Raw genomic sequence first — 11,877 nt, 5'->3', positions numbered from 1 at the left:
TCTTGTTTCACGGTAGTCATTCTGGTTTATCTCCTAGGTGGTTTTCACCCTCACACACAAACCATTAGACACTCTCATATTCCGCGGTGCCATACAGTCGCACCGTGGCCATATTCAGCCCCACAATAAAAAGGGAACAGGCCACCGTGCCCACCGCGCTATTGAGCTGAGGCAGCCAGTGCTGGAGGTATTTCGCGCCGGCCGTCACTTCCGCGCCTACCGCCACAATATAGGTGACCGCCAGATTCCAGCGCGTCACAAAAGCCCCCAGGTTTCCCAGATAAGCCCCCGCGATAGTGCCGTGCCCGCCGGGAACGGGATGCGCGCTGACCATCTCCGCCAGCGCCCATACCACTGACAGCGCCAGCAGCCCGGCCAGCGCGTAAGAAATAATCGTGGCCGGCCCCGCCAGTGAAATCGTGGCACCCGCACCGAGGAACAGCCCCGTGCCCAGCGCCCCGGATAGCGCAATCATCGCGATTTGCGGGGAGGTGAGGCTGCGCGCCAGCGCGGTGTGGTGCGAAGTGGCGCGGGTACCTGCGTTGGTGCGGTTAGCGGCGGCGCGGGTACGCACGTTGTTGCGGTTAGCGGCGGTGCGCGTGCGGGCCCGGGCGCCGGGCGAAGCGTGGTGGCGTGCGGCCATGCGGGCTTCCCTTCGTGGATAGAACGACGGCGCAGCGCGGCGCCGCTCCACCCGGCCTCCACCGCCGGCGCAGCCCGGCCCTCGCACTGCCGTGAATATAACTAACGCGGAACTACTAGTGTACTCGCGCGAGCGACTACTCTTAGGGGTATGCCATCTCTCGGTCATATCTTGGAACGGTCCCAAACGCTCTCCGCTTCGCAACGCGAATGGTTGCATCAGCTGGTGGGGGACTGGCAGTTACTCTCCGATTTTTCCTTCGCGGACCTCGTGCTGGTCACCCCGCTCCAGGATGAACGCTTCATTATCGCGGCGGCCTGCCGCCCGGCCACCAACGCCACCGCGCTCGATAATGACGTGGTCAATATGACTTTCGATCCGGCCGATTCGGAGAAATTCCGGGAGATTATCGCCACCGGCCAGCGCGGCACCGTCTATATTCACGGCCTGCGTTACGAAGGCTATCCGGTGCGCCGGGCGGGTGAGGATCCTTTCGCGGTTCTCGCCCTGGTGTATTCCCAGCGTTCGCGCAAAGAAACGGTGCTGCGGCATTCCTCCTATGAGGAAATTGAAGAGCAGCTCCTCGATATGGTCACTCAGGGCCTGTTCCCCATGGAGGGCACCCCGAGCGGGTTCCGCCACGGTGCCCCGCGTGTCACGGATGGCTTCACCCATATTGATGCGGACGGCGCGGTGATTTTCAATAGTCCGAATGCGGTGTCTAATCTGCACCGCCTCGGTATTCGTTCCACTTTCGAAGGCCAGCTGCTCGCCGAGCAAATCACCTCGAGTATTGACGCGGAAACCCGCCTGGATGACGCGTTGCCGGTGGTGCTGCTCGGGCGCGCCCCGTGGATGACCGAACTCGAATTGCGCGGGGCGGTGCTCTCCCTGCGCGCGGTGCCGCTCTGGAAGGACGGCAAGCACGTGGGCGCCGTGGTGCTTTCGCGCGATATTAGTGAGCTGCGCCGGCGCGAATTGGAGCTGGTCAGCAAAGACACCACGATCCGCGAAATCAACCACCGCGTCAAAAATAATTTGCAGACCGTTTCGGCGCTGCTGCGGATGCAGGCGCGCCGCGCCGACGATAAAAAGGTGATCGAGGTGCTCTCCGAGGCGCAGCGCCGCGTGGAAACCATCGCCCTCGTGCACCAGATTCTCTCCCAAACCGTGGACGAAATCGTGGACTTTTCCGAGGTCCTCACCCCGCTTATCACCATGGCCACCGATATTGCCTCCACGGATGTGCGTGTTTCTTCCGAGGTGCGCGGCGAGTTCGGAATGGTGGATGCCAATACCGCCACCCGCCTGGCCGTTGTCCTCAACGAACTGGTCTCCAATGCGGTGGAACACGGCCTGCCGCACGGCGGGCATATTGTGGTGAGCGCGGACCGCGAAGGTGACGTCCTCACGGTGCAGGTGAGCGACGACGGCGTGGGCGTGCCCACCACCGGCGTCAAGCAGGGCCTGGGCACCCGGATTGTGCGCACCATGGTGGAAGGCGAATTGCACGGCACCATTAAATGGGAGGCCCGGGAAGGCGGGGGCACCACCGTCACGCTCACGATTAATGTGACGGCCGGGCTACCGCCCACGGATGAAAAATAGTTTCCCCTCCCGGCGCGCGTAAAAACTAAGTACGAGGACGCAGAGCGCTAAGAACGACGACGCAGCCCACGCGCTTTGCGCGTGGGCTGGTGAGGTTTGGGCCGGTTCGCCTTAGGAGGCAAGTTCGCGCACTCGGCGGGCGCGGGCGGTGCGGCGGCGCAGCCGGCGGCGTTCATCTTCGGAGGTGCCACCCCATACGCCTGAATCCTGGTTGTGTTCGAGGGCGTAATTCAAGCAGTCGTCACGGACGGTACATTCCTGGCATACCCGCTTGGCCCGATCCGTTTGGGCCAGGGCCGAGGCCGAACTACCAATCGGGAAGAAAAGCTCCGGGTCTTCCGTCAGGCACGCGGCACGCGAACGCCAATCCATGAATCCTCCTTTTCCCCGCCAGCGCGGGGCATTCCCGCCTCTGCGGGATATAGCCGTATGTGAGACCCATATATCTTTGCAAAGAGCGCAGCCGCGGTAAAGAGCCCACAGGTGTGATATTTCAACGCCCGTCCTTTCCGGGCTACTCACTTGTTATTCCAGGCTTAAACGACTATGGGGTGGCCCGCCGCGCGCTGGGGGTTTGAGGTAACCGGGCGGTGAGGGACAATAGGGGCATGAGCATTGACGTGGCCCGCCGCCGTTGGAATGAGATTGCCCCCACGCTGACCCGCGCGCAGATCGCCTACCATTCCGGGGCCGATCCGCTCATGACGGATGACCACTACGACCGCCTCATTCACGAGCTGCGCGATCTGGAAGCACGCTACCCGGAGCTCGCGGCACCGGATTCGCCCAGCCGCGCCGTCGGGGCACCGGTGCAGAACGACGGCGCAGCCACGCTGGCTGCGAGTGCGGTGGTGGATGAAGGTACTGAACCGGAGCTCGGCAGCGGACGGGAGCAAGGTGGAGAACCTGAACTCAGCGCCGAACCTACGCTTGGCGCCACGCCTGTGCCCGATGCTCAACCCTTCGCGCCGGTGCTCCACCGCGAACGCCTCTACTCCCTCCAGGATGTCTTTTCCCTCGAGGATCTGCGCGCCTGGTACGCCGCGCTCCCGGGAGTATCCGAGACATCAGGCACCGCCGTCACCGCGGAAGCAAAAATCGACGGCCTCGCCATTAACCTGCGCTATAACAACGGCGCGCTCACCGTGGCCGCCACTCGCGGAGACGGCGTGACCGGGGAAGATGTCACCCGCAATATCGCCACCATCGCCGCCATTCCGCAGCGCCTGCGCGGCAGCGATATTCCGGAGGTCATGGAAGTACGCGGGGAAGTCTTCTTCCCCCTCGCCGACTTCGCACAATTCAATACCGAGCAGCGCGAGCGCCGCGAAGCAGCCGAACGCGAGCGCGCGGCCGCGGAACAGATTGGGGATACCGCAGCGGTGCGCGAAGCCAACCGCATCATCCGCTCCTGCCGCGAATTCGCCAACCCGCGCAATGCCGCGGCCGGCTCGCTGCGCCAAAAAGACCCGGCCGTCACCGCCTCCCGCCCGCTTTCCTTTATTGCCCACGGCATCGGGGCGCTCGCGGGCGTACCGGCCTCCCTGGCCGAAGCACTCTCCACCCAGGCCGGCGTATACGAAGCATTCGCGCGCTGGGGCCTGCCCATTTCTCCGTACACTAAACTCGCCTCCAACTGGGAAGATATCGAGGCTTTCGTGGCGGACCTGGCCACCCACCGCTACGATCTCATCCACGGGATCGACGGCGCCGTTCTCAAAGTCAATGACCGCGCGGCGCAGGCTGGGCTCGGCTACACCTCCCGCGTCCCGCGCTGGGCCATCGCCTATAAATACCCGCCCGAAGAAGTAGAAACCACCCTCCTGGATATCCAGGTCAATGTGGGCCGCACCGGGCGCGCCACCCCCTACGCCATCATGGAACCCGTGCTCGTAGACGGCTCGGTCGTCACCCAAGCCACCCTCCACAACCGCGAAGAAGTAGCCCGCAAAGGCGTGCGCATCGGCGACGTCGTGATCGTGCGCAAAGCCGGAGATGTTATCCCCGAAGTGGTCGGCCCGGTCCTCCTCGAGCGCGACGGCACCGAACGCGAATGGGTCATGCCGCGCGCCTGCCCCTCCTGCGGGGCCACCCTCGCCCCCGCCCAGGAAGGCGATGTGGATATGCGCTGCCCCAATGCGCAATCCTGCCCCGCCCAGCTGGCCGAACGCGTGGTCCATATCGGCTCGCGCGGGGCGCTGGACGTGGAAGCCCTCGGCGAGGAAACCGCTCTCTGGCTCACCAACCCGGACGCCCGGCGCCGCGAAGCACTCATCGCCCTCGCCAGCGGCCACCGCCTGGAAATCGAAGGCGGGGACGGACGCAAAAAAACCCTGCGCCTCGCGCGCGAAGCGGCACGCGACCTGGGCATTGTGGACGGCGACGGCGCTATCCTCGACTCCGAGGTGATTATCCCGCCCGCCGTGGCTCGCAGCCTGGGTGTTCCCGAACCCCAAGAACCGGTGCTCCACAGCGAAGCCGGACTTTTCGCGGTCCAAGCCGCGGACGTAGCCACCACCTGGGTATGGAAAGAAATCCGCAACGCCGGCCAACCCACCGGCGACTACCGCTACGTGCGCGCCGCCTGGACCAAACCCACGTGGGGAAGCAGCGCCGGCCAGCGCGTCATCACCAAAGAAAGCGAACCCGGCAAAGCCCTCCTCACCATGCTCACCGAGCTGGAAAAAGCCCGCGGCAAAGAACTCTGGCGCAAACTCGTGGCCCTCTCCATCCGGCACGTCGGCCCCACCGCGGCCCGCGCGCTCGCGGCGGCGTTCCCGGATCTGGCGCAGCTGCGCGCCGCTTCCGTGGAGGAACTCTCCGCGGTAGACGGGGTTGGGGAGATTATCGCCCGCTCCTTTAAGGAATGGTTCGAGGTGCCCTGGCATCTGGAGATTATTGAGCAATGGGAAGCCGCCGGGGTAGTTTTCGCCGATGATACCGCGGTCGCGGAGCAGGTTCCCCAAACCCTGGCGGGCATGACGATTGTGGCTACCGGCTCCCTGGAGGGCTATACCCGCGATTCGGTCAAGGAAGCGATCCTCACGCACGGCGGGAAAGCCGCCGGCTCGGTCTCCAAGAAAACCACCGCGGTGGTGGTGGGGGAGAACGCCGGGTCGAAAGCAGCCAAGGCCGAAGAACTCGGTATTCCGCGCCTGAGCGAAGCGGAATTCACCGAGCTGCTGCGCACCGGCCAGCTGCCCGCCTAAAACTAAACAACGCACAAACCGAGCGCCGTGCAGCGGCGGTGCGGCGGGACGGCGCTGCGGCGTCGTACCCGTTGCGGCCGCGCGCCCCGTGCCACTACAGCAGCACCGCTACCACAACGCCGCTACAGCAGCGGCGCGAGCGGAGCCATGACCTTTTCGGTCACCCGCGCGAGCGTGCCGCGCTGGTCCCATTCCCCCAGGGTGAGTTCGCGGGTATTCCGCAGGTCGAATTCGAAAATCTTTTCCATCACGGCCGCGAAACCGGCATCGTGAATCGACATATTAATTTCGAAATTCCCCCGCAGGGACAGCCGGTCAATATTCGCGGTGCCCACGGTAGACCAGGTGGAATCCATCGTCATGGTTTTCGCGTGAATCATGGCGTCCTGGTAGAGGAAAATCCGCACCCCGGCGCGCAGCAGCCGCTCGTAATGCGGTCGCCCCACCCAATCCGTATAAATATGATTGGAATACTGGGGGATAAGAATCCGCACGTCCACGCCGCGTTCGGCCGCGTCGGTCAGCGCGTCGAGCATGGGCGCATCCGGAATGAAATACCCCATGGTGATCCAGGCCCGCTGCGAGGAGCGCGCCAGCGCATCCAAATACAGCGAAGAAATAGGATAAGTATTATGCGCGGGGGAATTCGTGACCGCCCGCATGCGCGAATCCCAATGGTGGGTGAGGGCGCGGCGCAGAGTGGGATGATCGCGTTTGCGGTAGGCATTCCACATATCCACAAAAGCCACGTCCAGCTCCCACACCGAGGGGCCTTCCACGCGCAGGTGGGTATCGCGCCATTCGGTCACGTACAGGCCGCCAATATTGTAGCCACCCACGTAGCCGACGCGCCCGTCCACCGTCAAGATTTTGCGGTGATCGCGCCCTTTATCGCGCGAACGCCCGGTCAAAATACCGGTGCGCACCAGCGGGAAATTCATCCAGTGCAGATTCGCGATCCGCGGCGGGTGCCGGAAGGAGGGCGGCTGATTGAGATTCCCCCAGGTGTCCAGCAGCACATGCACCTGCACCCCGCGGTGCGCCGCCGCGATAAGCGCGTCGCGGAAACGGTGCCCCACGTGATCCGCTTTGACAATAAACCACTCGAAATAAATATGGTCCCGCGCATTATTAATATCGGCGAGCATCGCGCGGTACACATCCGCGGCGCCCGTATACAGGATCGCGTGGTCGCGCCCGACCTGCACTTCTTGCGGGGGCAGATGCGGATAAGAACTGACCGGTGGGGTGCGGCGTTTGCGCATTTCATCTACAACGACGACGGCGCCCGCGGCGGCCAAAGGCGCCGTGGCCGCGAGCATACCCGCCGTGCGCAGCACCCGGCGCGAAGTCCACTCAGTCATAGCGCCAATTGTAGACGCTCCCCGCTTCTCACTAATCCACGGGTGCGCCATCGCGCGGTGCAACCGCGTAGACTTGAGCCATGTCGTCATTTTCTAAGGAAGAGGTAGCGCGCTTAGCGGAGCTATCCCGCATCGCCCTGACGGATGCCGAGGCTGAAAAAATGGCCGGTGAGCTTTCCGTCATCGAGGATGCAGTGAAGGCGGTATCCGAAGTTGTTAGCTCGGATATTCCCTTTACCTATAATCCGCTCCCGCTGGCCAATGTCAAACGCCCCGATATTCCGGGGGAAACCCTTGATCGTGAGGAAGTCCTCGCCGCGGCCCCGGCCGCCGAAGAAGGTAAATTCCTCGTCCCGCGCATTATGGGGGAGGAATAAATGAATAGCTTGTTGCTCAAGTCCGCCGCGGAACTTTCTGCGCTGCTGCGCGCGGGGGAGATCACCTCCGTGGAACTCACCACCGCCTGCCTGGATCGCATCGAGGCGCTCAACCCGAAGGTGAACGCTTTCCTGTACGTAGATCGGGAGGGTGCCCTGGAGGTGGCCCGCGGGGTGGATGCCGCCCGCGCGGAAGGCCAGGAACTCCACCCGTTGGCCGGTATCCCTATCGCCGTGAAGGACAATATTTGCACCCGCGGGATTCCCACCACTGCGGCGTCGAAAATCTTGGAAGGGTGGCGCCCGCCGTACGATGCTAGCGTCGTCGTAAAAATTAAAGAAGCCCGGCTCCCTATCGTGGGCAAAACCAATATGGATGAATTCGCGATGGGGTCCTCCACGGAACATTCCGCTTTCGGGCCCTCGCGCAACCCCTGGGATCTGGACCGGATTCCGGGCGGTTCGGGCGGCGGGAGCGCCGCGGCCGTCGGTGCGTTTATGGTGCCGCTCGCCCTCGGTTCCGATACCGGCGGGTCGATCCGCCAGCCCGCCGCGGTCACCGGAACGGTGGGAACGAAACCCACCTACGGGGCGGTGTCCCGCTTCGGTTTGATCGCCATGGCCTCCTCGCTGGACCAGATCGGGCCGGTCACCCGCACCGTGGAAGATGCCGCGCTGCTCCAGGAACTGCTCAGCGGGCACGATCCCCACGATTCCACCTCGCTTCCCGATACTCCTTCCGGCCTGGTGGCGGCCTGCCACGGCGAAGCCGGGAGCTGGGACGGTGCCGGAAGTGATCCGGAGCGCCCGCTCGCGGGCCTCAAGGTGGGGCTCGTGGAAGAAATGCACGGGGAGGGCTACGCGCCCGGCGTGCTCGAGGCTTTCGAAAACGCGGTGGCGCGCATGCGTGAACTCGGCGCGGAAACGGTGGAGCTTTCCTGCCCCAGTTTCCACTATTCGCTGGCCGCCTACTACCTCATTATGCCCGCCGAAGTTTCCTCCAACCTGGCCCGTTTCGACGGGATGCGCTACGGCCTGCGGGTGGAACCCGAAGAAGGGCCGGTCACCGCGGAAACCGTGATGCGCGCTACCCGCGCGGCCGGTTTCGGTGAGGAAGTCAAACGCCGCATTATCCTGGGCACCCACGTGCTCTCCGCCGGGAATTTCGATGCCTTCTACGGCGCGGCCCTGCGGGTCCGCACCCTGGTTCAGCGTGATCTGGAGCAGGCTTTCGCCCGGTGCCACGTGATCGTATCGCCCACTTCGCCCACGGTGGCCTTCCCCTTCGGCTCGAAAACGAACGACCCGCTGGCCATGTACCTCAACGACATCGCCACCATTCCCGCCAACCTGGCCGGAATCCCGGGTATTTCGCTGCCGGCCGGGCTCTCGGAAGGGCTGCCGGTGGGCTTGCAGATTCTCAGCCCGGCCCGGGCGGACGCCCTCATGTACCGGGTGGCCGCGGCTATCGACGCCGCGCTCGGCCACAACGTCCCCGCTGCCTGCCCCGCGCGGGATTGGGAGGAATAAAGCATGGATGAACTCATGAATTACGAGGACGCCGTCGCGCGTTTCGACCCGGTGATCGGTTTGGAAGTGCACGTGGAGCTGTCCACACACACCAAGATTTTCGACGCCGCACCCGTGGCTTTCGGTGCTGAACCCAATACCGATGTGCAGCCGGTCTCCCTTGGGCTTCCCGGTTCGCTCCCGGTGGTCAACGAGGCGGCGGTGGAATACGCGGTGAAGCTGGGCCTGGCCCTCAATTCCCGCATTAACGAGCTCTCGCGTTTCGAACGCAAGAACTACTTCTACCCGGATCTGCCCAAGGCCTACCAGATCACCCAGAACGCCCAGCCGATTATCCTGGGCGGCTACCTGGATATCGAGCTGGCCGACGGCACTCCCTACCGTTTCCCCATCGAACACGCGCATCTGGAAGAAGACGCCGGGAAGAACACCCACGTGGGTGGGGCCGATGGGCGCCTCCAGGGGGCGCGCTACTCGCTGGTGGATTACAACCGTTCCGGGGTGCCGCTGATTGAGATCGTTTCCGATCCGGCCACCGGGGTGGGGAAGAACGCCCCGGAGATCGCCGGCGCGTACGTGCGTGGGATCCGCGAACTGGTGCGGGCGCTCGGCATTTCCGAGGGGCGGATGGAACGCGGCAATATCCGCGCGGATGTCAATGTGTCCCTGCGGGAAAGCCCGGATGCTCCTTTCGGCACCCGTACCGAAACGAAGAATGTCAATTCTTTCCGCGGTATCGAAAACACCATTCGCTACGAGATCTCCCGCCAGGCTGCCATCCTGGCTGCCGGTGGCACGATTCTCCAGGAAACGCGCCATTACAAGGAAGAAATCCAGGGCACCATTGCCGGGCGCGTGAAGTCGGACGCGGATGACTACCGCTACTTCCCCGAACCGGATCTGGTTCCGGTGATCTGCACTCCCGAGTACGTGGAGGAGGTGTGCGCGGGGCTGCCCGAACTGCCGGCGGCGAAGCGCGCCCGTATCACCGAGGAGTGGGAGCTTTCCCCGGAGGAATTGCGCGATCTTATCAACGCCGGCGCGGTGGATCTGGTGGACGCCACCGTCCGGGCCGGGGCAACGCCCGCCGGAGCCCGCAAATGGTGGATGGGTGATATCGCCCGCTACGCCAAGGATAACGACGTCGAACTCGAGGACGCCCCCATTACCCCGGAGGCGGTTGCCGAGCTGGACGGCCTGGTCCAGAGCGGGCGGCTCAATGACAAGCTGGGCCGCCAGGCGCTGGCGGGAGTCCTCGCCGGGGAAGGCAGCCCGGAGGAGGTTGTTGCCGCGCGCAATCTGGAGATCGTTTCCGATAGCGGAGCTCTGGAGAAGGCCGTGGATGAGGCCCTGGCTGCCAACCCTGACGTCGTCGAAAAAATTCGCGGCGGAAAGGTGCAGGCCGCCGGTGCCATTATCGGTGCCGTCATGAAGGCGACCCACGGTAAGGCCGACGCCGGTGCCGTGCGCGCCCTCATTATGGAGCGCGCCGCGGCCGAGTAAAGCGGCGGTGGTGAACCGGGCCGAAAAGGCGCGGTAGCGAACCCGGACGAAACCGGGCATATCTCGTGAAGGAGGCGCAGGTGGCGCGAACACAAGCAGGGACAGAGCAACAATCTGACGTGGCATCGCCTTCGGGTGAGGCCCAGCAGTTCGTGCCACCTCCCTCCCAACGCGAGATTTTTGCAGCCCACGAAGGCGGCAAATTAGAAACCCACGCGACGGCCGCCATCGAAAACCGCGAGGACCTGGCCCGGGTATACACGCCCGGGGTGGCCAAAGTCTGCGAAGCGATTCACGCCCAGCCGGAACTGGCCCGCCGCTACACGGTGAAATCCAATACCGTGGCCGTGGTGACAGACGGCACCGCGGTGCTCGGCCTGGGCGATATCGGGCCGCTGGCCTCCCTCCCGGTCATGGAGGGGAAGGCCGCGCTCTTCAGGCGTTTCGCGGGCGTGGATGCCTGGCCGGTGCCCCTGGCCACCACCGATACCGAGGAAATCATTGCGGCGGTGCGAGCCATCGCCCCTGCGTATGCCGGTATCAATCTGGAAGATATCTCCGCCCCGCGCTGCTTCGAGATCGAAAAACGCCTGCGCGCGGAACTTGATATCCCGGTCTTCCACGACGACCAGCACGGCACCGCCGTTGTGGTGCTGGCCGCCCTCATCACCGCGCTGCGTGTGGTTGGGAAAAAACCCGCAGACGCACGCGTGGTGGTATGCGGAATCGGCGCCGCCGGCACCGCGATTATTCGCTTACTACTGGAATACGGGGTGCGGGACATCATTGCCGTGGACCGCGCCGGCACTCTCGGTCCCTTCCGCAGCGAAATCAACCCCGGTCACGCCTGGGTTGCGGGCCGCACCAATCCCCGGCAGATCGACGGCGATGTGCGTGCGGCCCTGCAGGGTGCGGATGTGTTTATCGGCGTTTCCGGCCCTAATATTCTCGACGGCGCAGCTCTGGACACCATGGCCAAAGATGCCATCGTTTTCGCCCTGGCTAATCCCACCCCGGAAATTGCTCCCGAAATCGCGCGCGAGCACGCCGCGGTGGTGGCAACTGGCCGTTCGGACTACCCGAATCAGATCAATAACGTGCTGGCTTTCCCCGGGATCTTCCGCGGTTTGCTCGACGCTCATGCCACCGAGGTCAGTGACACGATGCTGCTGGCCGCGGCTAAGGCGCTCGCTGATCTGGTCGGGGAGGAAGCGAATCCGGATTACATCATCGTTTCTGCCTTTGACGAGCGGGCTGCCGCTGCGGTGGCGCAGGCGGTTCGCGAGAGTGTGGCAGCTGTCTAGGAAACTCCGACGCGGTTCCCTCGGGTGTGTGGTGGGTGTCTCTCTGGTTTGATTTGCGTCTAGCGGGGTGGGCTTGTAAGCTTGTTATCCGTCGCCGAGAGCCCGGTAAGGGCCCGGAGCGGCAAACAAATCCCTGTGAGTGGCCAAGGCCACGAGCTTCCCGGTTTGCTGGGAATGCTTGGTGGTGGTAGGCTAACGGGGTTGCTCTTCTTGAGCGTGAATGATTCTCCCTGGATCAACCAGTCTGTTTGATGTGGATGGTTGGTGTGGGGTGTGGATATGGTGTTTGGATGCTTAATAGCGTGTCTGACTAATATATTTTTTACGTGAATTTTTTGT

Annotated in this window: 9 protein-coding genes; 6 read left to right on the top strand and 3 right to left on the bottom strand. The window is 63.8% G+C overall.

What is annotated here, in order from left to right; genetic code table 11:
- Positions 1-64: 64 nt before the first annotated feature.
- Positions 65-643, bottom strand: a complete 579-nt coding sequence (locus tag ACRQFC_RS09030) for an amino acid permease (protein ID WP_284897576.1) — start codon at positions 641-643, stop codon at positions 65-67.
- A 150-nt stretch (positions 644-793) separates the two neighbouring features.
- Between ACRQFC_RS09030 and ACRQFC_RS09025 the strand changes: the two genes are divergently transcribed.
- A complete protein-coding gene (locus tag ACRQFC_RS09025) occupies positions 794-2,251 on the top strand; it encodes a sensor histidine kinase (protein WP_101595621.1) in 1,458 nt (485 codons plus the stop codon).
- Between the two features lie 111 nt (positions 2,252-2,362).
- On the opposite strand, the gene ACRQFC_RS09020 is transcribed toward ACRQFC_RS09025, so the two are convergent.
- A complete protein-coding gene (locus ACRQFC_RS09020; protein WP_016441656.1) occupies positions 2,363-2,623 on the bottom strand; it encodes a WhiB family transcriptional regulator in 261 nt (86 codons plus the stop codon).
- Positions 2,624-2,859: 236 nt separating this feature from the next.
- Between ACRQFC_RS09020 and ligA the strand changes: the two genes are divergently transcribed.
- Positions 2,860-5,460, top strand: a complete 2,601-nt coding sequence (ligA, locus tag ACRQFC_RS09015) for an NAD-dependent DNA ligase LigA (protein ID WP_284897578.1) — start codon at positions 2,860-2,862, stop codon at positions 5,458-5,460.
- Between the two features lie 122 nt (positions 5,461-5,582).
- Here ligA and ACRQFC_RS09010 read toward each other — a convergent pair whose 3' ends face one another.
- Positions 5,583-6,824: a phospholipase D-like domain-containing protein gene (locus tag ACRQFC_RS09010; protein WP_284897579.1), complete on the bottom strand. Its 1,242-nt coding sequence runs from the start codon at positions 6,822-6,824 to the stop codon at positions 5,583-5,585.
- A gap of 80 nt (positions 6,825-6,904) precedes the next feature.
- Between ACRQFC_RS09010 and gatC the strand changes: the two genes are divergently transcribed.
- The 4 genes from gatC (at position 6,905) to ACRQFC_RS08990 (ending at position 11,538) form a co-directional block, all read left to right on the top strand.
- Positions 6,905-7,201 carry an Asp-tRNA(Asn)/Glu-tRNA(Gln) amidotransferase subunit GatC gene (gene gatC, locus ACRQFC_RS09005; protein ID WP_284897581.1) on the top strand — a complete coding sequence of 99 codons (297 nt, stop codon included), beginning with the start codon at positions 6,905-6,907 and terminating at the stop codon, positions 7,199-7,201.
- The gene (gene gatA / locus ACRQFC_RS09000) at positions 7,202-8,731 is read left to right on the top strand and encodes an Asp-tRNA(Asn)/Glu-tRNA(Gln) amidotransferase subunit GatA (RefSeq protein ID WP_087069776.1); all 1,530 of its coding nucleotides are present in this window, start codon (positions 7,202-7,204) and stop codon (positions 8,729-8,731) included.
- A 3-nt stretch (positions 8,732-8,734) separates the two neighbouring features.
- The gene (gene gatB / locus ACRQFC_RS08995; protein ID WP_087069775.1) at positions 8,735-10,234 is read left to right on the top strand and encodes an Asp-tRNA(Asn)/Glu-tRNA(Gln) amidotransferase subunit GatB; all 1,500 of its coding nucleotides are present in this window, start codon (positions 8,735-8,737) and stop codon (positions 10,232-10,234) included.
- A gap of 119 nt (positions 10,235-10,353) precedes the next feature.
- The gene (locus ACRQFC_RS08990; RefSeq protein WP_234984537.1) at positions 10,354-11,538 is read left to right on the top strand and encodes an NAD(P)-dependent malic enzyme; all 1,185 of its coding nucleotides are present in this window, start codon (positions 10,354-10,356) and stop codon (positions 11,536-11,538) included.
- The last annotated feature ends 339 nt before the right edge of the window (positions 11,539-11,877 follow it).

Source organism: Actinotignum inguinis, from assembly GCF_051265835.1.
GTDB classification, from domain to species: domain Bacteria; phylum Actinomycetota; class Actinomycetes; order Actinomycetales; family Actinomycetaceae; genus Actinotignum; species Actinotignum timonense.
This window is presented reverse-complemented; position numbering and strand designations above follow the sequence as displayed.

Coding starts and splice junctions, on each gene's coding strand:
- ACRQFC_RS09030 (WP_284897576.1), bottom strand. CDS start 643: ATGGCCGCACGCCACCACGCTTCGCCCGGCGCCCGGGCCCGCACGCGC.
- ACRQFC_RS09025 (WP_101595621.1), top strand. CDS start 794: ATGCCATCTCTCGGTCATATCTTGGAACGGTCCCAAACGCTCTCCGCT.
- ACRQFC_RS09020 (WP_016441656.1), bottom strand. CDS start 2,623: ATGGATTGGCGTTCGCGTGCCGCGTGCCTGACGGAAGACCCGGAGCTT.
- ligA (WP_284897578.1), top strand. CDS start 2,860: ATGAGCATTGACGTGGCCCGCCGCCGTTGGAATGAGATTGCCCCCACG.
- ACRQFC_RS09010 (WP_284897579.1), bottom strand. CDS start 6,824: ATGACTGAGTGGACTTCGCGCCGGGTGCTGCGCACGGCGGGTATGCTC.
- gatC (WP_284897581.1), top strand. CDS start 6,905: ATGTCGTCATTTTCTAAGGAAGAGGTAGCGCGCTTAGCGGAGCTATCC.
- gatA (WP_087069776.1), top strand. CDS start 7,202: ATGAATAGCTTGTTGCTCAAGTCCGCCGCGGAACTTTCTGCGCTGCTG.
- gatB (WP_087069775.1), top strand. CDS start 8,735: ATGGATGAACTCATGAATTACGAGGACGCCGTCGCGCGTTTCGACCCG.